General features: G+C 64.0%; 20 protein-coding genes. 13 read left to right on the top strand and 7 right to left on the bottom strand.

The genetic code is table 11. The features are described 5' to 3' along the window. The first annotated feature begins 14 nt into the window (after window positions 1-14). The 10 genes from FHW75_RS08330 (at window position 15) to FHW75_RS08285 (ending at window position 10,664) form a co-directional block, all read left to right on the top strand. The gene (locus tag FHW75_RS08330) at window positions 15-977 is read left to right on the top strand and encodes an AMP-binding protein (protein ID WP_027609573.1); all 963 of its coding nucleotides are present in this window, start codon (window positions 15-17) and stop codon (window positions 975-977) included. Next, on the top strand, window positions 974-1,741 hold the full coding sequence (locus tag FHW75_RS08325; protein ID WP_019098069.1) for an ABC transporter ATP-binding protein: 768 nt from the start codon (window positions 974-976) through the stop codon (window positions 1,739-1,741). Before FHW75_RS08330 ends, FHW75_RS08325 begins: the two co-directional genes overlap by 4 nt. Further along, a complete protein-coding gene (locus tag FHW75_RS08320) occupies window positions 1,741-2,622 on the top strand; it encodes a branched-chain amino acid ABC transporter permease (protein WP_025753728.1) in 882 nt (293 codons plus the stop codon). Before FHW75_RS08325 ends, FHW75_RS08320 begins: the two co-directional genes overlap by 1 nt. A gap of 4 nt (window positions 2,623-2,626) precedes the next feature. After that, a complete protein-coding gene (locus FHW75_RS08315) occupies window positions 2,627-3,691 on the top strand; it encodes a branched-chain amino acid ABC transporter permease (RefSeq protein WP_019098067.1) in 1,065 nt (354 codons plus the stop codon). A 79-nt stretch (window positions 3,692-3,770) separates the two neighbouring features. After that, the gene (locus FHW75_RS08310) at window positions 3,771-5,111 is read left to right on the top strand and encodes an ABC transporter substrate-binding protein (RefSeq protein ID WP_084297164.1); all 1,341 of its coding nucleotides are present in this window, start codon (window positions 3,771-3,773) and stop codon (window positions 5,109-5,111) included. 29 nt (window positions 5,112-5,140) lie between these two features. Then, window positions 5,141-6,490 (top strand): ABC transporter substrate-binding protein, encoded by a 1,350-nt coding sequence (locus FHW75_RS08305; protein WP_183673484.1) that lies wholly within the window; start codon window positions 5,141-5,143, stop codon window positions 6,488-6,490. Further along, window positions 6,487-7,263 carry an ABC transporter ATP-binding protein gene (locus FHW75_RS08300; RefSeq protein WP_084297162.1) on the top strand — a complete coding sequence of 259 codons (777 nt, stop codon included), beginning with the start codon at window positions 6,487-6,489 and terminating at the stop codon, window positions 7,261-7,263. The genes FHW75_RS08305 and FHW75_RS08300 overlap by 4 nt, the downstream gene beginning before the upstream one ends. Window positions 7,264-7,528: 265 nt before the next feature. Beyond that, a complete protein-coding gene (locus tag FHW75_RS08295) occupies window positions 7,529-8,872 on the top strand; it encodes an OprD family porin (RefSeq protein ID WP_183673481.1) in 1,344 nt (447 codons plus the stop codon). 168 nt (window positions 8,873-9,040) lie between these two features. Beyond that, window positions 9,041-10,276: an SfnB family sulfur acquisition oxidoreductase gene (locus FHW75_RS08290; RefSeq protein WP_025753723.1), complete on the top strand. Its 1,236-nt coding sequence runs from the start codon at window positions 9,041-9,043 to the stop codon at window positions 10,274-10,276. Window positions 10,277-10,286: 10 nt separating this feature from the next. After that, window positions 10,287-10,664 carry a hypothetical protein gene (locus tag FHW75_RS08285; protein ID WP_027609576.1) on the top strand — a complete coding sequence of 126 codons (378 nt, stop codon included), beginning with the start codon at window positions 10,287-10,289 and terminating at the stop codon, window positions 10,662-10,664. A gap of 44 nt (window positions 10,665-10,708) precedes the next feature. Here the strand turns inward: FHW75_RS08285 and FHW75_RS08280 are convergent, their stop codons facing one another. Further along, window positions 10,709-11,950, bottom strand: a complete 1,242-nt coding sequence (locus FHW75_RS08280; protein WP_025753721.1) for an acyl-CoA dehydrogenase family protein — start codon at window positions 11,948-11,950, stop codon at window positions 10,709-10,711. A gap of 282 nt (window positions 11,951-12,232) precedes the next feature. Between FHW75_RS08280 and FHW75_RS08275 the strand changes: the two genes are divergently transcribed. Both FHW75_RS08275 and FHW75_RS08270 read left to right on the top strand, forming a co-directional pair. After that, complete coding sequence (locus FHW75_RS08275) at window positions 12,233-13,333, top strand: efflux RND transporter periplasmic adaptor subunit (RefSeq protein WP_016712952.1); 1,101 nt, start codon at window positions 12,233-12,235, stop codon at window positions 13,331-13,333. A gap of 6 nt (window positions 13,334-13,339) precedes the next feature. Further along, the gene (locus FHW75_RS08270) at window positions 13,340-16,405 is read left to right on the top strand and encodes an efflux RND transporter permease subunit (protein WP_019098059.1); all 3,066 of its coding nucleotides are present in this window, start codon (window positions 13,340-13,342) and stop codon (window positions 16,403-16,405) included. Window positions 16,406-16,442: 37 nt separating this feature from the next. Here the strand turns inward: FHW75_RS08270 and FHW75_RS08265 are convergent, their stop codons facing one another. The 3 genes from FHW75_RS08265 to plsB all read right to left on the bottom strand — a co-directional run bounded on the left by FHW75_RS08265 (window position 16,443) and on the right by plsB (window position 20,127). Continuing rightward, a complete protein-coding gene (locus tag FHW75_RS08265; RefSeq protein WP_019098058.1) occupies window positions 16,443-17,132 on the bottom strand; it encodes a DUF4197 domain-containing protein in 690 nt (229 codons plus the stop codon). Window positions 17,133-17,165: 33 nt separating this feature from the next. Next, the gene (locus tag FHW75_RS08260; protein WP_019098057.1) at window positions 17,166-17,564 is read right to left on the bottom strand and encodes a YbaY family lipoprotein; all 399 of its coding nucleotides are present in this window, start codon (window positions 17,562-17,564) and stop codon (window positions 17,166-17,168) included. Between the two features lie 76 nt (window positions 17,565-17,640). Next, window positions 17,641-20,127: a glycerol-3-phosphate 1-O-acyltransferase PlsB gene (plsB, locus tag FHW75_RS08255; protein ID WP_025753719.1), complete on the bottom strand. Its 2,487-nt coding sequence runs from the start codon at window positions 20,125-20,127 to the stop codon at window positions 17,641-17,643. 233 nt (window positions 20,128-20,360) lie between these two features. Here plsB and FHW75_RS08250 point away from each other — a divergent pair, with 233 nt between their 5' ends. Beyond that, complete coding sequence (locus FHW75_RS08250; protein WP_003252255.1) at window positions 20,361-20,570, top strand: cold-shock protein; 210 nt, start codon at window positions 20,361-20,363, stop codon at window positions 20,568-20,570. Between the two features lie 64 nt (window positions 20,571-20,634). Here the strand turns inward: FHW75_RS08250 and FHW75_RS08245 are convergent, their stop codons facing one another. Genes FHW75_RS08245 through dapE form a run of 3 tightly spaced genes read right to left on the bottom strand, consistent with a single transcriptional unit; the run spans window position 20,635 to window position 22,993 of the window. Then, the gene (locus FHW75_RS08245) at window positions 20,635-21,012 is read right to left on the bottom strand and encodes a hypothetical protein (RefSeq protein WP_016712948.1); all 378 of its coding nucleotides are present in this window, start codon (window positions 21,010-21,012) and stop codon (window positions 20,635-20,637) included. 17 nt (window positions 21,013-21,029) lie between these two features. Further along, window positions 21,030-21,842 carry a putative RNA methyltransferase gene (locus FHW75_RS08240; RefSeq protein WP_183673480.1) on the bottom strand — a complete coding sequence of 271 codons (813 nt, stop codon included), beginning with the start codon at window positions 21,840-21,842 and terminating at the stop codon, window positions 21,030-21,032. Then, window positions 21,842-22,993, bottom strand: coding sequence for a succinyl-diaminopimelate desuccinylase (gene dapE / locus FHW75_RS08235; protein ID WP_019098055.1), 1,152 nt, complete (start codon window positions 22,991-22,993; stop codon window positions 21,842-21,844). The genes FHW75_RS08240 and dapE overlap by 1 nt, the downstream gene beginning before the upstream one ends. Between the last annotated feature and the right edge of the window lie 65 nt (window positions 22,994-23,058).

Genomic DNA, 23,058 nt, shown 5'->3' with positions numbered 1-23,058 from the left:
CAGGGAGCCACGCGATGAATGTGCATGAATTTACCCCGCCGCAGGCTGATGCCGTGGCCGACAGCCACTTGCAGGCCCTGCAGCGCTGGGCCCGGGAGCGCCCAACCCGGGTCGCCCTGCGCCATCGGCGCCTGGGCGTGTGGAAGGCCTGGCGCTGGATCGACGTACAGCGAGAAGTCGAACGCCTGGCCGATGGCTTGAGCCAGCAGGGCTTCGTGGCAGGCGCGCGGCTTGCCTTGAGCGGCGCCTATGAGCCCAGCCTGGTGTTGCTTGCGTTGGCCGCACGGCGCCTGAATGGCCATACCCTGCTGATCCCCGCCAACAGCCGGGGCGAAGACTTGCAACGCCAGCTGCGCCTGGCCCACCCGGGGTTCGCCTTTGTCCAGCGCCGCGAACAGGTGGCGCAATGGCTGCAAACGGGGTTGCACGGCCAATGGCCGCTGCGGTTGTTTACGCCGCAAGCCGACGCAGTGCTCACAGGCCAATGGCAGGTTCAGCCGCTGTCGGCGCTGTTTGTCGGTGCTGCACCTGCAGCGCAGCGTTTGGGGTGGGCACAGGTCACCCGGGACGAGGTGCTCTGGGTCGATGAAGGCAGTGAATGGCGCGAAGGCCTGACACACCTGCTCGACCGCTGGCTGGAGCGGGGTGAAGGCCTGGCGTTTCCGGAAACGGCCGAGTCGGCCAGCCGCGATCGCCGCGAAATCGCCCCGACGGCGTTGCTGCTGTCTGCTGAGCGGGTGCAGGCACTGGCCGATGAGATAGAGGCACGGCTGCCGCCTGCCGGCAGTTGGCAACGGCGGCTGTGCGACTGGGTGCAGCAAGATCCGCAACGCGGCCTGCGGCGCTGGCTGAAAACCCGCGTGCGGCAATTGCTCGGCTTCCAGCGCCTGCAACGCATCGATGTGCCCAGTGCCCCTGTTGCCTCGGGCACGGCGCGGCCGGCCTGGCTGCGTGATTACCTGGAGCGTGCGGCATGAGCGCCTTGCTGGAGGTGCGCAACGTGTCGCTGTCGTTCAAGGGCGTCAAGGCGATATCAGACTTGTCATTCAGCGTAAGACGCGGGGAGATCTGCGCCCTGATCGGGCCCAATGGCGCCGGTAAAAGCTCACTGCTGAACATCCTCAACGGGGTCTATCGCGCCGATGCCGGCCAGCTGTTTTTCGCCGAACAGCCGCTGCGCCGGCCGCACCCGCTGACCGCCGCACGGCTGGGCATTGGCCGCACGTTCCAGAACAACGCGTTGTTCAAGAAGATGAGTGTGCTCGACAACCTGCTGACCGGGCTGTCGCGCTTTCAGCGCAGTTTCTTCCTGGAGCAGGCGCTGGGTTTGCCACGTGCCCGCCGCGAGGCGCGGGCGTTTGCCGAACGCGCCGAGCAGGTGCTGGAGTTTCTGGAATTGCAGGCCTGGCGCGAGGTGGCCGTTGGCAGCCTGCCCTATGGCCTGCAGAAACGCGTGGAGCTGGGCCGTGCGCTGATCGCCCATCCGACGCTGTTGCTGCTCGACGAACCGATGGCCGGCATGAACACCGAAGAGAAGCAGGAAATGAGCCGCTTCATCGCCGATATCAATCGTGACCTTGGCACCACGGTGATCCTGATCGAGCACGACATTCAAGTGGTGATGGGCCTGTCCAACCATGTGGTGGTGCTGGATTACGGGCGCAAGGTGGGGGATGGCTCGCCCGCCGACGTGCAGGCCAACCCCGATGTAATCGCCGCGTACCTGGGGGCAGCACACTGATGAACTTCTTCCTCGAAACCCTGATCGGCGGCCTGCTCGCCGGCACCATGTATTCGCTGGTGGCGATCGGCTTCGTGCTGATCTACAAGGCCAGCGGCGTGTTCAACTTTGCCCAGGGCGCCATGCTGCTGTTTGCTGCATTGACCTTCGTCAGCCTGCACCAGCAAGGCCTGCCGTTTGCCGTGGCGCTGGCCATTACCGTGGTGGTGATGATCATCGGCGCACTGCTGATCGAACGGCTGGTGCTGCGGCCACTGGTCAACCGCTCACAGATCACCTTGTTCATGGCTACGCTGGGCCTGTCGTTCATCATCGAAGGGCTGGCCCAAGGGCTGATGGGGGCTCAGGTGCGCGCGCTGGACCTGGGCATCGAAGACGTGCCGCTGTTCGTCGGCGACATCATGATGAGCCAGTTCGACCTGGTGGCCGCTGGTGTTTCCGCCGCACTGGTAACGCTGCTGGCCGTGCTGTTCAACTGCACCCGCATCGGCCTGGCCTTGCGCGCGGTGGCCGACGATACCCGCGCGGCGTTATCGCTGGGCATCAACCTCAACCGCATCTGGCAGGTGGTGTGGGCCGTGGCGGGCGTGGTCGGGCTGGTGGCCGGGCTGCTGTGGGGCGCACGCCAAGGCGTGCAGTTCTCGTTGTCGCTGGTGGTGCTCAAGGCGCTGCCGGTACTGATCATCGGTGGGTTCACCTCGATTGGCGGGGCGATTGTCGGCGGCCTGATCGTGGGTGCCGCAGAGAACCTGGCCGAAGCCTACATCGGGCCGTTGATCGGCGGTGGCATCACCCCTTGGTTCGCCTACTTCCTGGCGCTGATCTTCCTTTACATCCGCCCGGCCGGCCTGTTCGGCGACCGAGCCATTGAACGGGTATGACCGCATGACCACGACTGCCGCGCGCCTGACAGCGCGCTTCGACGACGCACCGCTGACCCTGGTGGCACGCCACCGCCCGTTGGGCCTGGCCCTGTTGCTGCTGGTGGCCTTTGTCGTGTTGCCCTGGTTGGGCAGCGACTACTGGCTGAATGCGATCCTCATCCCGTTCCTGGTGCTGTCGCTGGCCGGCCTTGGCCTGAACCTGCTGACCGGCTACACCGGGCAGACCTCGGTGGGGGCGGCGGGCTTCATGGCGGTGGGGGCCTTTGCCACCTACGGCTTGCTGCTGCGTGTGCCGGGGCTGCCATTGCCGCTGGCGCTGCTGGGCGGTGGCCTGATCGCCGGGGTGGTAGGGCTGGTGTTCGGCCTGCCCAGTTCGCGCATCAAGGGTTTCTACCTGATGGTCACCACCCTGGCCGCGCAGTTCTTCCTGGAGTGGGTGTTCGCCAAGTTCCCGTGGTTCTACAACTACGCCTCGTCCGGCACCATCAGCGCACCGCGCCTGGAACTGTTCGGGCATAACCTGGCCACGCCAGTAGGGCGTTACCTGCTGACCCTCAGTTGCGTGGTGGTACTGACCTGGGTGGCGGTCAACCTGGTGCGTAGCCAGGTGGGCCGTAACTGGATGGCGATCCGCGACATGGACACCGCCGCCGCCGTCATCGGCATCCAGGTGGAGCGTTACAAGCGCCTGGCCTTTGCCGTCAGCGCGTTCTACCTGGGCATTGCCGGGGCGCTGTGGGCCTTTGCCTACCTGGGCACGGCCAGCGCCAGCAGCTTTGACATCAACCGCTCATTCCAGATCCTGTTCATCATCATTATCGGCGGCATGGGCAGCATTGCCGGCAACTTCATTGGCGCAGCCTTCATCAGCCTTACGCCGATTTTGCTCAGCCATGCCGGGCAGTGGCTGTTCAACGGCCATGTCGATGCCGGGCAATTGCAGAATCTGCAGAAGATCCTGTTCGGCAGCCTGATCATCTGGTTCCTGATCAAGGAGCCCGAGGGCCTGGTGCGCCTGCTGGGTAACCTGCGTGAACGCATTCGCGTCTGGCCGCTGCGCTTCTGACTCCAAACCAACACCTTCAGGCGCCTTGACCCGGCCACGGGAAAGGAGGTTTCAAACCCTTTACTCAAAAGAACTGAATATGCGTAAAACCTTGCGTCGCCACCTGCTCGCCAGCCTGTTCCTGCTGGGCGCGCCTACCTTGCTGCCGGCTGTTGCCGCAGCTGCCGACAACCAGCAATTCGTGCCCATGGCCACCTACCGGGTCGGCGCCTATGCCTCCAGCGGGATCCCGTGGTGGGCCGGCGAAATCGACTATTTCCGCTACATCAACGAGGTCGAAGGCGGCATCAACGGCGTCAAACTCACCTGGCAGGAATGCGAGACCGAGTGGAACGTCGACCGCATCGTCGAATGCTACGAGCGCTACAAGAACGGCCAGGACGGGGCGCCCACGGCGTTCTTCTTCACCCACAGCACGCCGGGCTCGTATGCCTTGATGGAGAAGGGCGCAGCCGACCGAATTCCGTTGATCGACGGTGCCGGTGGGCGTACCGAGTCCACCGATGGCAGCGTGTTCCCCTATGCCTTCCCGCTGTTGCTGAACTACTACGGCCAGGCTTCGGTGGGCATCAACTACATCGCTGAACGCGAAGGTGGTTTCGACAAGCTCAAGGGCAAGAAGATAGTCACCGTTTACCACGATTCGGCGTATGGCCGCGAAACCCAGGCGCCGATGCAATTGCTGGCGCAGAAGTATGGCTTCGAAAACATCCAGATCCCGGTGGCCGACCCAGGCAATGAACAGTCGGCGCAGTGGCGCCAGGTACGCCAGCTGAAACCGGACTGGGTGTTCCTGCGCACCTGGGGTGTGTCGACCCCGGTCGGCATCAAGACGGCGGCGCGTTTCGGTATTCCGGTCGACCACATCATCGGTGACGTCTGGGCCGGCTCCGAGGCCGATGTAATCCCGGCCGGCACTGCGGCCAAGGGCTACCAGGCGCTGGCACCATTCCCGGGCGGCAGCGACTTTGCCATCCACCAGCGCCTGCGCCAGCACATCCTCGACACCGGCAAGAGCGACCTCAAGGACCCGAGCTACTTCGGCAAGGTGTACTACAACATCGGCCTGATCAACGCCGCCATTGCCGTCGAGGCGCTACGCACGGCTCAGGCCAAGTTCGGCAACCGCCCGCTCAGCGGCGAAGAGGCGCGCTGGGGCTTCGAGCACCTGAACATCGACGCGGCACGGCTCAAGGCCATTGGCTTTGAAGGCTTGCTGCCGCCACTGCAGCTTTCCTGCTCGGACCACGAAGGCGGCGGCGCGGCACGCGTGCAGCAGTGGGACGGTGAGAAATGGGTACTGGTGACCGACTGGGTGCAGGCCGACCGTGCCACCTTGCGCCCGTTGATCGAGGCCAAGTCGGCCGCCTACGCCAAGGAAAAAGGCATCACGCCGCGCGATTGCTCCAGCGAGCAGTGAACACTCAATAACAGATCAGGGAAATCACCATGTACGTACCTTTCAAACGCTACGGCGCCGCCCTCGGCCTGGCACTGGGCCTTGCCTCGGCCTGGCAGCCGGTGGCCCAGGCCGCCAGCAACGAACAGTTCTTCCCGTTGGCCACCTACCGGGTTGGCGCTTACGCCTCCAGTGGCATTCCGGTATGGGCCGGGATGATCGACTACCTGCACTACATCAACGAGGTCGAAGGCGGTATCAACGGCGTAAAGCTGGTCTGGCAGGAATGCGAAACCGAATGGACGGCCGAGAAGGGCATCGAATGCTATGAGCGCTTCAAGAATGGCCTGAACGGTGCGCCGGTGGCGTTGTATCAGCCTAACGGCGCACCGGCTGCCTACGCCCTGGCGGAAAAGGCCGAGGCCGACAAGATCCCGCTGATTACCCTGGGCTATGGCCGCACCGAAGCCACCGACGGCCGGGTGTTCCCCTACAACTTCCCGGTGATGCTGACTTTCTACAGCGAGGCCTCGGCGTTCCTCAACTACGTGGCCGAGCGCGAAGGCGGGCTGGACAAGCTCAAGGGCAAAAAGATTGCCACTGTCTATCACGACTCCGCCTATGGCCGCGAAACCCAAGGGCCAATGGCGCTGCTGGCGCAGAAATACGGCTTCGAGAACATCCAGATTCCGGTGGCCGACCCGGGCAACGAACAGGCCGGGCAATGGCGCCAGGTGCGCCAGCAGAAGCCGGACTGGGTATTCCTGCGTACCTGGGGTGTGTCCACGCCGGTAGCGATCAAGACGGCGGCGCGTTTCGGCTTCCCGGTAGACCGCATCGTCGGCGACATCTGGGCCAGCTCCAACGAAGACGTGCTGCCGGCGGGCGAGGCCGGCAAGGGTTATCTGGCATTGACGCCCTATCCCGGCGGCGCCGATTTCGACATTCACCAGCGCATCCGCAAGTACATCGTCGACACCGGTAAGAGCGACCTCAAAGACCCGAAAAGCTTTGGCAGCGTGTACTACAACTCTGGCCTGGTGAACGCGGCCATCGCTGTCGAGGCCATCCGCGCCGGGCAGAAGAAGTTCGGCAACCGCCCACTGACTGGTGAGGAAGGGCGCTGGGGCCTGGAGCACCTGGACCTGGGCGATGCCCGTCTGAAGGAAATCGGCTTCCTTGGCCTGATGCAGCCGCTGAAGCTGTCGTGCAGCGACCATGAAGGGGGTGGCGCGGCCAAGGTGCAGCAATGGGATGGCCAGAAGTGGACGCTGGTGACCGACTGGGTACAGGCCGACCGCGCCACCCTGCGCCCGCTGATCGATGCCAAGGCAGGCGAGTTTGCCCGTGAAAAAGGTGTTACCCCCCGCGAATGCGCCAAAGACGAGGCCACCCCATGACCCACAGCCCGCTTGCTGCCGAGCCGGCCCACGCGCTATTGGGCGTGCAGGATATCGAAGTGATCTACGACGGCGCGATCCTGGCCGTGGCCGGGGTTTCCCTGCGGGTCGGGCAGGGCGACATCGTCGCCTTGCTGGGTGCCAATGGCGCAGGCAAGAGCACCACGCTCAAAGCCATTTCCGGGTTGCTGCAAGCCGACCGTGCGCTGGTCAGCCGTGGCCACATCCACTTCCAGGGCCAGGACACCGCCGGCATCGCTGCCAACCGCCTGGCGGCCCAAGGCATTGTGCATGTGCTGGAGGGGCGGCACGTGTTTGCTCACCTCACGATAGAGGAAAACCTGCGTACCGGGGGCTTTCTGCGCAAGCCGGCACGGCGCGAACTGGAACAGGCGCTGGAGCGCATCTATGCCTGGTTCCCGCGTTTGAAAACCAAGCGCAAGACCCAGGCCGGGCTGACCTCGGGTGGCGAGCAGCAGATGCTGGCCATCGGCCGTGCGCTGATGACCCAGCCACGGCTGGTGCTGCTGGACGAGCCCTCGATGGGGCTGGCGCCGATCATCGTCGAAGAAATTTTCGACATTGTCGCCCAGCTCAATGTCAAGGAAGGCATGAGTTTTCTGGTGGCCGAGCAGAACATCAACGTTGCCCTGCGCCATGCCGACTATGCCTACATCCTGGAGAACGGGCGAGTGGCAGGTGAGGGGGCTGCTGCGGAGTTGGCTGTGCGCGAAGACCTGCGGCATTTCTACCTGGGGGGGAAGGCTGGCTAAACACTCTGCTGCTGAGCACGATCTTTTGTAGGAGCGGCCTTGTGTCGCGAAAGGGCCGCAAGGCCGCTCCTACACGCGTCTTCTGCAACCTTCTGTATGAAGTGCAACAGCAACTGAACAATTTGCCTGCAAAACACATTTTTCCGAGCTGTAAAATATTCATAACTATCTGAAAAATATGAATTTTACGTATGGCACAGTTATTGGAGTCGCAGAACACCCCACCGCCCCGGCGGGGTTATCCAACTCATAAGGACGTTCTGCCATGCGCTCGCGCAACTACCCACCCGTCACCCTCGCCCTGGTCATCGGCCTGACCACGCCGGCATTCGCCGAGGACGAAGGTTTTCTCGACGGCACTCAACTGCAAATCATCAACCGCAACTATTACTTCAGCCAGGACTACCGCAACGGCGATTTCACCCGTAACCCCAACACCGGCGAACGCCAGAGCCAGCACCGCGAATGGGGCCACGGCATCATCGCCAACCTGCAGTCGGGGTTCACCCAGGGCACGGTCGGCCTTGGCCTGGACGTGCAAGGCCTGGTCGGGCTGAAGCTGGACGGTGGCAATGGCACGGTGGGCAATGGTGTTGGGGTGCCGGGCATCGTCTCGCGCTCGGGCAGCAACTTCGATGGCGAGCCCAAGGATGCCTACGGCAAGGTCGGCGTAGCGCTGAAGGCGCGCGTGCGGGACATCGAACTGCGCTACGGCGATGTCAGCCCGACCAGCCCGGTGCTGCATGCCAGTGACATCCGCCTGCTGCCGCAGACCCTGCGCGGTTTCATGTTCAACGACCACTCACTGCAAGGCCTGAGCCTGCAGGGCGGCAAGCTGGAGTCCAGCAGCGACCGCAACGCCAGCAACCACCGTGGCGACCTTGGCACCGTGTACGCCGGGCGGCTGAAGGGCGCCAATGACGTGGTGTACCTGGGTGGCGACTACCGCTTCAATGACCAGCTGAACCTGCGCCTGCACGCCAGCCGGCTGGACGATGTGTGGAACCAGCAGTTCTTCAACGTCGACTATGTACAGCCGCTGGGCGACAGCCTGACCCTGAAAACAGGCCTGGATTACTACCGCACCCGCGACAGCGGCCAGGCGCTGGCCGGCAAGATCGACAACGATTCATGGAGCGTGCATGCCGGGGTCAACGCAGGCGGGCATGGCTTCAAGCTGTCGTATACGCGCATCGACGGCGACACGCCGTTCGACTATGTGTGGAACACCTACGACATCCAGCTGGACGCGGCATCGCAGGTATCTGACTTCAACAACCCCAACGAACGGGCCTGGGAAGCGCGCTACGACTACAACTTCGCTGTGCTCGGCCTGCCAGGCCTGTCGCTTACTGCCCGCTATGTGCGCGGCAGCGATATCGATGGCACCCGCGCGGGCGGCGCCTACAGCTACTACAACGGCATCGAGGATGGCCGCCACTGGGAGCGCAACCTGTGGGTGCGCTACGTGGTGCAGGGCGGGCCGGCCAGGAACCTGTCGTTCAACGTGATGCAAGCCACCCACCGGGTTGGCGGCGGCCATACCGCCGAGGCCAACGTCGACGAGTTGCGGGTGATCGTCGAGTACCCGCTGGACATCAGCCTTTGAGTGGCCACGGCGAACTGTTTGCGGGGCAACAGACAATCTGCAGTTTGTCGGCCTCGGGGCTTTTCGAACGCCTGGATAACTCACCTAACCATATGAATTTAAAGGCTTTGTAAGGTTGGCACAGGTTCTGCTCAACAGCTGTGGAACCTGTTACGCATGGAGCAGCACATGACGACCCTTTCATCCGCATCCAGCCTGCCTGCGCAGGCCCGTTCGGCGCCACGACGCGCCGCCCATGTCATCCGCAGCGATGCCGAAGCCATCGAAGTCGCGCAGCGCCTGGCCGAGGAATTTGCCCAGGAGGCCGCCCTTCGCGACCGTGAGCGGCGTTTGCCGTGGGATGAGCTTGACCGCTTTTCCGACAGCGGCCTTTGGGCAATCACCGTGCCCAAGGAGTACGGTGGCGCGGGCGTGTCTTACACCACGCTCAGCGAAGTGATTGCAACCATCTCGGCGGCCGATTCGTCCCTCGGCCAACTGCCGCAAAACCACTTTGGTGTACTCAGCAACCTGCGCCTGACCGGCAGCGAAACGCAGAAGCGCGACTACTTCGCCAAGGTGCTGCAGGGCTACCGCTTCGGTAATGCGTTTTCCGAGTCGCGTGGCCAGTACGTGACCACCTTCCAGACGCAAATCCGCTTCAACGGTGACAGCGCGGTGATCGACGGCGAGAAGGCGTACTGCACCGGTGCCTTGTTTGCCCATATCGTTCCTGTTGCTGGCGTTGATGAAGACGGGCGACCGCATATCGCCTTTGTCCCGCGTGATGCCGAAGGCCTCGCCGTGATCGACAGCTGGGACGGCTTTGGCCAGCGCATCACCGCCAGTGGCCAGGTGCGCCTCGACGGCGTGCGGGTGCCGGTGGGCGATGTGATACCGGCCTGGAAGGCCTACGACCAGCCCACCGCCGATGGCCCGATCTCGCAGATCATCCAGGCCGCTGTGGACACCGGTATCGCCCGTGGCGCTTTCGCCGCGACCTTGCAGGTGGCCCGCCAGGCAAGGCCGTGGGCCGACAGTGGCCTGCAGCATGGCTGGCAGGACCCGTTGAGCCAGGCGCTGATCGGCGAACTGGCCTGGCGCCTGCAGGCAGCCGAAGCCATCTTGCGTCGTGCGGGGCAGGCCGTGGACCTGGCGGTTGCCCAGCCTGACGAAGAGCACGTGGCGCAAGCCTCGGTGATAGTCGGCCAGGCCAAGGTGCTGTCCACGGCCATTTCGCTGGAGGCTTCCAGCCGCCTGCTGGAACTGGGCGGTACGCGCAGTGTTTCGGCCAGCCGGGGGCTGGACCGTTTCTGGCGCAATGCCCGCACGCACACCCTGCATGACCCGGTGCGCTGGAAGTACCACCTGGTCGGAAACCAATTGCTTAACGGCATCAAGCCGCAACGTCACGCCTGGAACTGAGGAGGCGCACATGTCCAATACCCATTCCCACGGCCGGAACGATCTGGTCTATGCCCGTCAGGTGGAAGCGGCCCTGCTTGAGTTCTTGCGTGACCGCAATGCCCGCCACGAAACCCTGGTGATTGCCACGGTGGGTAAGGTGCGCATTGCAATTGATGCGGCCGATGCATTGCTGGAGCGGGCCGATGATTCGCAGGCGTCGGCAATTGCGTTTCGCCTGGCGGCTGCCGAGGGCGCTCGGCTTGCTGACGAGGCGTATTTCGAGTTGGCCGGTCGCAGCGTGGCGCGGCCAGAGGTGAGCGGTGGTGAGCCTGTGCTGGCCACCCAACGGCGGTTGTTGGGGGATCACTACCTCAATGGTGCGGCGTTGGCCGACGGATTGGGTTAGCTGCTGATAGTGCCGGGGCCGCAAAGCGGCCCCAATGCGGTTACTCAGGACTGCTTGGCCCCCCCACCAATCTGCCACACATACGGCGGTTCAGTACCGTTCACATGCCAGTCGCCGACGATCCGCTCCTTGTAGATCACCGGGTTGTGCGACGCCGCGGTGCGGGCGTTGCGCCAGTGGCGGTCGAGCTGGCGGCTGGTGCTGGTGGTGGAGGCACCCAAGGCATTGAACAGGTCGCTGGTGGCGCGCAGTACCAAGTCGATGGCTGCCACCTGGGCCTGGGCCGACTCCAGTTCGGCAAGCACATTGGCCTGCTGTTCTGCGGCCGGGTCATGGGCAAAACGTGCCAGGTAAGCCTGTTGGCTGGCCTCGGCGGCGCGCAGGGTCGCGGCTTCGGCGGCATACACCTGGCCCGAGGCCTTGCCGATCACTTGCAATACCTGTGGGTCCTCACTGACTGCCGCGCCGTTGCCGTGGCTGAACACCCGGGTGCGCTTGCGGGTCTCGTGGCTGAAATCCCGCACGGCGGCACGCCCGGAACCGGTGATCACCGCCAGCAGCACCAGCTGGTAGAACGCGGTCTGGTATTTGAAGCGGGTGGCGAAGTCGATGATGTTCTCTTCCTCGACCACGGCATTTTCGAACACCGAGGTACCGCTGCCGGTGGTGCGCTGGCCGAAGCCATCCCAATCGTCGCTCTGGCGGATGCCGGGTTGTTGGGTGCGGATGGCTGCGATCACGTCGGCCCCGGTGTCGTCGCGGCGGGCGAACAGGTCGATCCAGTCGGAGAACAGGCTGCCGGTGCTGTAGTACTTGGTGCCGTTGACCACCCACTGTTCACCCTGACGTGAGACGCGGGTGATGACATCGCCAATTTTCACCGCGCCGATCTCGGTCCAGGCGCAGCCCACCAGGTCACCTGCAACGAAGCGCTTGAACCACACATTTTGTGGCGCGCTGGCATGGGCGTTGAGGCGGTCTTCGACGAAGGCGAAATGGCCGCGCAGGGCCTGAGGCACGTTGGAGTCGGCTTCGGCCAGTTCGATCAACAACTGGAACAGCTGGGGCAACGAAGCGCCGCCACCGCCGTGCTCGACCGGTACGCGCACGGCACCAAAGCCGGCCTCCTTCAGCCAGCGGATCGGTTCGTGGGGCAGGGCGCGGTTGCGTTCGCGTTCCACGCTGCTTTCGGCAATGCGTGTGAAGATGGGCCTGAAGCGGGCGGCCAGCGTGGCGTAGTCGGCGCCGTTGGCGGGGACGGTAAGGTGTTGTTCGAGGGCAGTCATCGGAATACTCCAGGTACATGAAAGAGGGGGTGTACCGTTGATTGCACAGGTCATGCCGGTTGGTGGAACGCCCGTGATACGGGGTTTGCGGCGTATATGAGGGATTTCTGGCTGTGGCGGGGTGGGGCAACTTGTTGATTGGCTGTGGGCTGTGCAACAGCTGACGGCCGTTGAAAAACCGTCTGGATTTCTTTGTAACGCCAGCTTCCCGGCACCGATTGCCTGATTTAATATACTTGCCAGTATAAATATTCGATGTGCACCTCTGCGAAAGGATTCATCATGTTGCGCCATGCCTTGTCCATCGCTCTGCCCGCCGCTGCCGTGCTGTTACTGGCGGCGTGCGGTCAGGAAGCCACACCACCTGCAGCGCCGCGCCCGGCGCTGGTGGTGCAGCCGCAGCCGGCTGAAGCCGCTGCCGACAGTTACCCCGGTGAAGTGCGTGCGCGCTTCGAGCCGGAGCTGGCTTTCCGCATTGGCGGCAAGGTCAGCAAACGCCTGGTCGAGGAGGGGCAGCGGGTCAAGGCCGACCAGCCGCTGGCTGAACTGGACCCACAGGACGTGCGCCTGCAACTGGAAGCCAACCGCGCCCAACTGGCAGCCGCCGAGGCCAACCTGGCACTGGTGCGCGCCGAGCGCGACCGTTACCGGAAACTGCTGGACCGGCAGATGGTCAGCCATTCCCAGTTCGATAACGCTGAAAACCTCTACCGTGCCGGCCTCGCCCGCTTGAAGCAGGCCAAGGCCGAATTCGATGTGGCCGGCAACCAGGCCGAGTATGCCGTGCTGCGTGCTCCACAGGCCGGGGTGATCGCCAAGCGCCAGGTTGAAGTGGGCCAGGTGGTCGCCGCCGGGCAGACCGTGTTCACCCTGGCCGCCGATGGTGAACGGGAAGTGGCTATCGGCCTGCCAGAGCAGCAGTTCGCCCGCTTCGCCGTGGGCGAGCCGGTGAGCGTGGAGCTGTGGTCGTACCCACGGGAGCGCTTCCAGGGCCGTATCCGCGAGTTGTCGCCGGCCGCCGACCCGCGTTCGCGCACCTTCGCGGCGCGCATCGCCTTTACTTCGGCCGCAGCACCGGCCGAGCTGGGTCAGAGCGCCCGGGTGTTCATTGCCCATGAGGGGCTGATCCCGCTGTCGGTACCGCTGTCGGCGGTTACCGCAGAAAACGGTCAGGCGTATGTATGGCGGGTCAACAAGGACAGCCATCTGGAGCGGGCAGTGGTGCGTCTGGGGGCGTATGGCAGCGACAGTGTGCCAGTGCTCGAAGGCCTTGCCCCGGGCGACTGGGTGGTCGCCGCTGGCGGTCATGTGCTGCGCGAGGGCCAGGAGGTTCGCCCTGTGGACCGCAGCAACCGTGTAGTGAACCTGACGGCCAAGGAGTAAGTCCCGATGGGTTTCAACCTTTCTGCCTGGGCGCTGCGCAACCGCCAGATTGTCCTGTTCCTGATGATCCTGCTGGCGGCCATTGGCGCCATGTCCTACACCAAGCTGGGCCAGAGCGAAGACCCGCCGTTCACCTTCAAGGCCATGGTCATCCGTACCCTGTGGCCCGGCGCCAGCGCCGAGGAAGTGTCGCGCCAGGTTACCGAGCGCATCGAGAAGAAGCTGATGGAAACCGGCGAGTACGAGAGGATCGTCTCGTTCTCACGCCCCGGCGAATCGCAGGTCACCTTCATGGCCCGCGACTCGCTGCATTCCAAGGACATTCCCGAGCTGTGGTACCAGATCCGCAAGAAGGTCGCGGACATCCGTCACACCTTGCCACCGGAAATCCAGGGCCCGTTCTTCAACGACGAGTTCGGCACCACCTTCGGTAATATCTACGCGCTGACCGGTGAAGGCTTCGACTACGCGGTGCTCAAGGATTACGCCGATCGCATCCAGATCCAGCTGCAGCGGGTCAAGGATGTGGGCAAGGTCGAGCTGGTCGGCCTGCAGGACGAGAAAATCTGGATCGAGCTGTCCAACCTCAAGCTGGCCACCCTTGGCGTGCCACTGCAGGCGGTGCAACAGGCCCTGCAGGAGCAGAACGCGGTGAGCACCGCCGGCTTCTTCGAAACACCCAGCGAGCGCCTGCAACTGCGGGTGAGCGGGCGCTTCGACAGCGTCGAGCAGATTCGCCAGTTCCCCATCCGCGTGGGTGACCGCACCTTCCGCATCGGCGATGTCGCCGAGGTGCACCGCGGCTTCAACGACCCGCCCGCGCCGCGCATGCGCTTCATGGGTGAGGATGCCATTGGCCTGGCCGTGTCGATGAAGGACGGTGGCGACATTCTGGTGCTGGGCAAGGCCTTGGAAGGCGAATTCGAGCGCCTGGCGCGGAGCCTGCCGGCCGGTATGGAGCTGCGCAAGGTGTCGGACCAGCCAGCGGCGGTCAAGGCCGGCGTGGGTGAGTTCGTGCAGGTGCTGGTCGAGGCCCTGGTCATCGTGCTGCTGGTGAGCTTCTTCTCGCTGGGCCTGCGCACCGGCCTGGTGGTAGCGCTGGCCATCCCGCTGGTGCTGGCCATGACCTTCGCCGCCATGCATTACTTCGGCATCGGCCTGCACAAGATCTCCCTCGGCGCTTTGGTGCTGGCGCTGGGCTTGCTTGTGGACGACGCGATCATTGCGGTAGAGATGATGGCGATCAAGATGGAGCAGGGCTACGACCGCCTCAAGGCGGCCAGCTATGCCTGGAGCAGCACTGCCTTCCCGATGCTCACCGGCACCTTGATTACCGCAGCGGGCTTCTTGCCCATCGCCACGGCAGCCTCCAGTACCGGCGAATATACCCGCTCGATCTTCCAGGTGGTGACCATTGCGTTGCTGACTTCATGGGTGGCGGCGGTGGTGTTCGTGCCTTACCTGGGCGAGCGCCTGCTGCCAGATCTGGCCAAGTTGCATGCCGCACGCCACGGCAAGGACGGCCACGCGCCAGACCCTTACGCCACGCCGTTCTACCAGCGTGTGCGGCGAGTGGTGGAGTGGTGCGTGCGGCGGCGCAAAACCGTGATTCTGCTGACCATCGCCGCCTTTGTCGGCAGCATCCTGCTGTTCCGTTTCGTGCCCCAGCAGTTCTTCCCGGCCTCCGGGCGCCCGGAGCTGATGGTTGACCTGAAGCTGGCTGAAGGTGCTTCTCTGGCCAATACCGCCGAGCGGGTCAAACAGTTGGAGGCGCTGCTCAAGCAGCAGGACGGTATCGACAACTACGTGGCCTATGTGGGCACTGGCTCGCCACGCTTCTACCTGCCGCTGGACCAGCAGCTCCCGGCCGCCAGCTTTGCCCAGTTCGTGGTGCTGGCCAAGTCGATGGAAGACCGCGAGCGCCTGCGCAGCTGGCTGATCAGCACCGTGGACCAGCAATTCCCCGACCTGCGCGCCCGCGTTACGCGCCTGGAAAACGGCCCGCCCGTGGGCTACCCGGTGCAGTTCCGGGTGACCGGCGAACACATCGAGAAGGCCCGCGCGCTGGCGCGTGAAGTGGCTGACAAGGTGCGGGAGAACCCGCATGTGGTCAACGTGCACCTGGACTGGGAAGAACCGAGCAAGGCGGTGTTCCTGGAGATTGACCAGGACCGCGCCCGTGCCCTGGGCGTGAGCACCTCGCACTTGTCCAGCTTCCTGCAAAGCTCGCTAACCGGTACTACGGTCAGCCAGTACCGCGAAGACAACGAGCTGATCGAGATTCTGCTGCGCGGTACCCAACAGGAACGTGGCGAACTGGGCAACCTCGGCAGCCTGGCATTGCCCACCGATAACGGCCAGAGCGTAGCGCTGTCGCAGGTAGCCACCCTGGAATACGGCTTCGAGGAGGGCATTATCTGGCACCGTAACCGCTTGCCGACCGTGACCGTGCGCGCCGATATCTACGACAAGGAGCAACCGGCCACGCTGGTGAAGCAGATCGAGCCTACCCTGCGTGACATCCGCGCCAAGCTGCCGGATGGCTACCTGCTGGAGGTCGGCGGCACGGTCGAGGACTCCGAGCGCGGTCAGAAGTCGGTTAACGCGGGCATGCCGCTGTTCGTGGTGGTGGTGCTGAGCTTGCTGATGATCCAGCTGCGCAGCTTCTCGCGCACGGTGATGGTGTTCCTCACCGCACCGCTTGGGCTGATTGGCGTCACCCTGTTCCTGCTGGTGTTCCGCCAGCCATTCGGCTTTGTCGCCATGCTCGGCACCATTGCCCTGGCGGGGATGATCATGCGCAACTCGGTGATTCTGGTGGATCAGATCGAGCAGGACATCGCGGCGGGCATGGAGCGCTGGCAGGCAATCATCGAAGCCACGGTGCGGCGTTTCCGCCCGATTGTGCTGACCGCGCTGGCGGCGGTGCTGGCGATGATTCCGTTGTCACGTAGCGTGTTCTACGGGCCGATGGCGGTGGCGATCATGGGTGGGTTGATCGTGGCCACGGTGTTGACCCTGTTGTTCCTGCCGGCGTTGTATGCGGCGTGGTTCAGGGTCAGGAAGGACTGAAGACCGTAGGGGGCTGCAAAGCAGCCCCCTAGGGGCATCAGAGGGCGCCGAAGACTTTTTTGGCCAGGCTGGTAGCCGCTTCAGCCGGATTCTGGCGAATGCTTTGCTCCTGCTTGCCGATCATTTCGAACAGACCGTCCAGCGCTTTTTCGGTCACGTAGTTCTCGATGCTGGCGCTCTTGGCATCCACCACGCCCAGTGCCACGGCCTGCCCGGCAAAGTTGTTGTACTGCTGGGCCAGGCCAACCTTGTCGGTCGCCTGCTTGACGATCGGCAGGAACCTGGCGCGGATCTGCTCGCGGCTGCTTTTGTTCAGGTACTGGGTGGCCGAGTCGTCACCGCCGCTGAGGATGCCTTTGGCATCGGTCACGCTCATGTTCTTCACGGCATCCACCAGAATTGCCTGGGCCTGCGGCACGGCAGCTTCGGCGGCCTTGTTCATGCTGGTTTCCAGGGCTTCGACCTGTTCACCTTTGCCGAACATTTTCATTGCCTTGGCGGCTTTGCCCAGGTTGCCCGGCAATTCGATGCGCACGTCCGGGTTGTTGCTGAAGCCGCCCGGGGTGCTCAGTTGCTTGACGGCCAGCTGCGCGCCTTGGGTCAGGGCATCTTTCAGGCCGCCGGTGGCGTCTTTCTGGGTCAGGTCACCCAGCGACAGAGCCAGGGCACTGGCCGACAGCAGCAGGCCGGCGCACAGGGTGGTGAAACGCAGGGAGGTGCGGATCATGAAGCTTTCCTTGTAAACAGATAGAGGCGGGTATCAGCGAACCGGGTCGACCTTGATGCGTACAGATTTCGGGTCGCTGCCGTCGAGCATCACACCATGGTGCTCGGTACTGATGAACAGCAGTTTGCCATCCAGCTCGATGCGCGCACTCACCGAATAGCGGTGGCCGGGCTTGACCTGCGCAGGGTCGTAGGTGAGGTGGAACGGCAGCGGCACGTTGCCTTTTACAGGGCCGGCCTGGCGGGCCAGGGTCACGGCAGGGGCGTCCATCAGCGAAACATCCTGCAGTTCCACGCTTAAGGTAGCGGCAGGCGGCAGGGCAATACGCTGCAGGTAGAAGACTTCACCGTCCAGGCTGGCCTGGGTGGATGGGGTTTGGCTGGAACAGGCTGCGAGCAGGGATGCGCAACACAGCATAAAGAGTTTTTTCATGGAGTCTCCGGTGTCCTTGGCGTTGGCTTGTGGCCAACCCCAGGGACTTTAGCGGATTTTCCCGGCAGATAAAGCGTTAGAGGGTCGAAGTTTCCAGGCCATCGTCACGGTGCAGGGCCACTTGGCGGATCGACAGGCGTAGCTCCGCAGACAGCACACGCTTGGCCACGCCCTCGGCCAGTTCGCCGAGCTTGTCGTGGTATCCCAGCTTGCCTTGAGCGTCGGCATGCAGCACGCCTTGCTCAAGCAGGGTCTGGATGAAGTGGCGGAACAGCGTTTTGTCGAAGAACTCCGGGGCATTCAGGCCATGCAGGATCGACAGGCGTTGGGCCATCATCACGCACAGGTCTTCCAGCGCCTCGGCGCTGAGGCTGTTCTGCCCGTTGTTGAGCAGCAGCGAAGTGGCCATGTAGAAGCGCTGCAGGGTCTGGGTGATAGTGCGGGCGAGCAGGGTCAGCAACACGAACTGCCGCGAGCTGGGCGCCGGGCGCACATACACCTCGCCGTCCATGCGCAGCAGGCCTTGCTCCACCAGCGCGGCCAGCCATTGGTCGATCACTTCCTCCAGCTGCTCTGGTGTCCAGCGCAAGAACAGTTCGGCCTGCAGGTACGGGTACAGCGCCTGTACATACTGGCCCAGCAATTCGCGGCTCATGCGCGAGCTGCTGAGGAAGAAGCTGGCCAGCAGCGCCGGCAGGGCGAAGATGTGCAGCACGTTGTTGCGGTAGTAGGTCATCAGGACCGCATTGCCTTCATCCAGGTACAGAATGCGGCCCAGGGCGTCCTTCTGTTCGGCCACCAGGTTCATGCTGCGTACATGTTCGATCAGCGCCTGGCCGTCGCCGTCGGGCAGGGTGGTATGGGGCGAGTAGGGCACTTGGCGCAGCAGCGCCAGGTACAGGTCCAGCACGCGGGTCAGGGCGCGTTCGTCCAGGGCCAGGCGGCTGGTGGACAGCAGCGCCAGGGCCACCAGGTTGACCGGGTTGATGGCAGCCGCTTCGTTCAGGTGACGGGCCACGGTTTCACCCAGGCGGGTGGTGGTAGCGTTGAGCCATTCCGGACGGTACTGCGGGCCATGGTCTTGCTCACGCCAGCCGGGCTGTTGTTCGTCGAGGAAGCCGGCCAGGCGGATCGGCTCGCCGAAGTTGACGTAGACCTGGCCAAAGCGCTGCTTGAGCGCGCCAAATACCTTGAAGATGTCGAACACCGACTCCTTCTTCTTGCTGGCACCACGCAGTTCGCCCAGGTAGGTGCGGCCTTCGAGTACGCGCTCGTAGCCGATGTACACCGGCACGAACACGATCGGCGTGCGCGACGAGCGCAGGAAACTGCGCAGGGTGATGGCCAGCATCCCGGTACGTGGTTGCAGCATGCGTCCGGTGCGCGAGCGGCCGCCTTCAACGAAGTACTCGACCGGGAAGCCCTTGGTGTACAGGGTGTGCAGGTACTCGTTGAACACGGCGGTGTACAACGGGTTGCCCTTGAACGTGCGGCGCATGAAGAACGCTCCGCCACGGCGCAGCAGATTGCCCACTACCGGCATGTTGAGGTTGATGCCCGCCGCCACGTGCGGCGGGGTGAGGCCGTTGCGGAACAGCAGGTAAGACAGCAGCAGGTAGTCGATGTGGCTGCGGTGGCAGGGCACGTAAATCACTTCGTGGCCGGGGGCGATGCCCTGCACCTGCTCGATGTGGTTGACCTTGATGCCGTCGTAGATCTTGTTCCAGAACCAGCTCAGCACCACTTCAAGGAAGCGGATGGCGGTGTAGGTGTAGTCCGAGGCGATCTCGTTGCCATAGCGCAGCGCCTGGGCTTCGGCCTTGGCCAGCGGCAGGTTTTCGCGCTGTGCCTCGTCGACGATGGCCTGGCGCACTTGCGGTGCGTGCACCAGGCCTTTGACCAGGTTGCGCCGGTGCGAGATGTCCGGGCCGATGACCGCCGTCTTGAGGTTGCGAAAATGCACGCGCATCAGGCGTTGGGCCATGCGCACGGTGCGCTCGTGCCCTTTGTTGTGCTGCACCAGTTCGCGCAGGTGGATAGGCGCGGAGAACTGCACCCGGGTCTTGCGCCCCAGAATCAGTACGGTCAGCAGCCGGCGCAGGCGCCCGGTAACCGCCCAGCTGTCGGCGAACAGCAGCTTCCACGGGCTGGATTCACTGGCCGGGGTCTGGCCCCAGAACACGCTGACGGGAATGATCTGCGCATCTTCCTCGGCATGCTGGGTGACGGCAGCGACCAGGCGTTCAAGCGTCGGTGGCGCGCCGCTTTTGTCCTGCCGGCCCAGCCAGTCCGGGTCGGGGGTGAGGTAGAAGAACCCGGCCGGCTCCTGCAGTGGGCCCACGGCTACCGGCAATACCGGGCGCGGCAGCCCCGCTTTGGTGCATTCGTGGTCGAGCACGGCCAGGTCGGTGAGCGCGGGCGACGGCAGTGCATAGAACACCGGCCTGCTGCGGTCGAGGTTGAGGGACATGGACGACTGGTTGATGGTCTCGGAGCGCACCCACAGGTACAACAGGCGACGCAGGCCGCCGAAGATCAGGCGGTGCAGGGGGGAACGGGTCATGGGGTGTGTGCCCTGGGTGTGATGTTCAGGTGAGTATCCAGCTAATTAGTCTGCCGTATCGGCGTAAGTTCAGCAAAAATCGGCCAACTGCGGGACCGTCATCAATTTTTTTTGTTCTGTGTCATATACTCGGCCTGCCACTTGCAGGATATTTCGGCAAGCGGCGTTGGCACGGGGCAGGTGACCCTATGCCTGCACGGCGATCTTCACAATAAAAATCCGGAGTAGTTCAGATGTCGTCTCGTGAGACTGGGAACGTAAAGTGGTTCAACGATGCCAAGGGTTATGGCTTCATTCAGCGCGAAGGTGGTGCGGATGTATTCGTCCACTATCGGGCGATCCGCGGTGAGGGGCATCGTACCCTGGTCGAAGGGCAGCGCGTGGAATACGCCTGCGTGCAGGGCCAGAAAGGCCTGCAAGCCGAAGACGTAGTGGGCCTCTGAGCCTTTTGCGGTAAGCCTCAAGCTGCAAGTTGACCGTGTAACTTGCAGCCTGAAGCAACCTGTTTCAGCTGGTGCGCCAGGTGATTTCCTCTTCACCGTCGGCGCTGATGCGGACCCAGCGGTCGGCATCTTCTTCCCCGTCTTCCTCTACCCAGCCACCCGGCGCGCAACGCACTTCCACACCCAGTGCGGCGAAGGCGGCGCGGGCGCAGGCGACATCATCAGCCCATGGCGTCTGGTCGCTTTCCAGGTACAGGCTGTTCCATTTCCCTACAGCCTTGGGTAACCAGGTGACCGGAATGTTACCGGCCTGGCATTTGAAGGTGTGGCCTTTCTGCTTCCATTCGCTGCACGGGCCGATTGCCTGGGCGAGCCACTCGGCAATCTGCTTGTGGTCGACGTCGGCGTCCTTCAGGTAGATCTCGATATCAGGTTGGCGCATAAGGGCTCCGGGTGTGCTCAGTCTTGGCGCACGAAATAGTCATAACGCATGGAAACCGTAACCTCGAACGGCTCGGCCTGGTCGATGACCAGCGCGCGTTTTTCGGCGCTGGCGCGCCAGCCGTGCGGGGTCATGGCCAGCAGGTCGGCGCGGGCCTTGGGTTCGGCCAGGCTCAGGCGGAACTCAAGGGTTTCGCTGTGGGCATGGGTCATGCCTTCGGGGACCAGGGCCAGGTGTTTGTCGTCGGCGTAAGGGCGGACTTCATCGTAGAGCACTTCGCGCAGCTCCATCAGGTGGCCGCTGGTAGGGCCGACCCGCATCAGGCCGCCACCGGGGCTGAGCAGGCGCTTGGCCTCGGCCCAGTCCAGCGGGCTGAATACGCTGGCGATGAACTGGCAACTGGCGTCGGCCAGGGGCACGCGGGCCATGCTGGCAACCATCCAGGTGACTTCCGGTGCTCGACGGCAGGCACGCTTGACCGCCTCGCGGGAAATGTCCAGCGCGTAACCGTCGGCGGCCGGCAGGGCCTGGGCGATCTGTGCGGTGTAGTAACCCTCGCCGCAGCCGATGTCCAGCCAGGCGCCGGGCTGGCGCTCGGCGGCAAGCTCGGCCAGGCGGCTGGCCACCGGGGCATAGTGCCCGGCATCGAGGAAATCACGACGGGCTTCGACCATGGCCTGGTTGTCACCCGGGTCGCGGCTGTTCTTGTGCTGTACCGGCAGCAGGTTCAGGTAACCCTGGCGGGCGCGGTCGAAGCGGTGGCCGGCTGGGCACACCACACCATTGTCGAGCCGGCTCAGCGGCGCCTGGCAAAGGGGGCAGGCGAGCATCAGGCGAGCAACCGGACCAGGGTCTGGTAGTAGATTTCGGTCAGCAGGTCGAGGTCGCTGGCCAGAATCCGCTCGTCCACCTGGTGAATGGTGGCGTTGACCGGGCCCAGCTCGACCACTTGCGTACCCATGGTGGCGATGAAGCGGCCATCGGAGGTACCGCCGCTGGTGGACGGCAGGGTATCGCGGCCGGTGACGCCCTTGATGCTGGCCGCCACAGCGTCCAGCAGTTCGCCCGGTTCGGTGAGGAATGGCAGGCCAGACAGCGCCCAGTCGATGGACCAGTCCAGTTCATGCTTGTCGAGAATCGCCGAGACGCGCGCCTGCAGGCCTTCGACGGTGGACTCGGTAGAGAAGCGGAAGTTGAACAGTGCAGTCAGCTCGCCCGGGACCACGTTGGTGGCGCCGGTGCCGGAATTGAGGTTCGAGATCTGGAAGCTGGTCGGCGGGAAGAACGCGTTGCCTTCGTCCCAGTGCTCGGCTGCCAGCTCCGCCAGGGCCGGGGCGGCCAGGTGGATCGGGTTGCGCGCCAGGTGCGGGTAGGCCACGTGGCCTTGCTTGCCGCGCACGGTCAGTTTGGCACCCAGCGAACCGCGACGGCCGTTCTTGACCACGTCACCCAGCAGGGTGGTGCTGGAGGGTTCGCCGACGATGCACCAGTCCAGGCGTTCGTTGCGCGCTTTCAGGCGTTCGACCACTGCCTTGGTGCCGTGGTGAGCCGGGCCTTCCTCGTCGCTGGTGATCAGGAAGGCGACCTTGCCACGGTGGTTAGGGTAGTCGTGCACGAAGCGCTCGCTGGCGATCACCATGGAGGCCAGGCTGCCCTTCATGTCGGCAGCGCCACGGCCACAGAGCATGCCGTCGGCGTCGATCAGCGCTTCGAACGGTTCATGCTGCCATTGCTGCACCGGGCCGGTGGGCACCACGTCGGTGTGGCCGGCAAAGCACAGCACCGGGCCTTCCTGGGTGCCGTGGGTGGCCCAGAAGTTGTCGACATCTTCAATGCGCATCGGCTCCAGCTGGAAACCCACGGCGCCCAGGCGGTTCATCATCTGCGCCTGGCAATCGGCGTCGACGGGGGTGACCGAGGGGCGACGGATCAGGTCGCAGGCCAGTTGAAGGGTAGGCGAGAGCTCGGCAGGGGCCGTCATGGGGGACTCCGGGGCAAGGCAAGGCGGGAAATCTGAGGGGCGTTATCTTATATCAAACTGAGGGG

Origin of the sequence: Pseudomonas sp. OG7, from assembly GCF_014192825.1 — a bacterium.
Classification (GTDB): Bacteria; Pseudomonadota; Gammaproteobacteria; order Pseudomonadales; family Pseudomonadaceae; genus Aquipseudomonas; species Aquipseudomonas monteilii.
The sequence above is the reverse complement of the archived record's forward strand: the minus strand, read 5'-3'. Positions and strand labels throughout refer to the sequence as shown.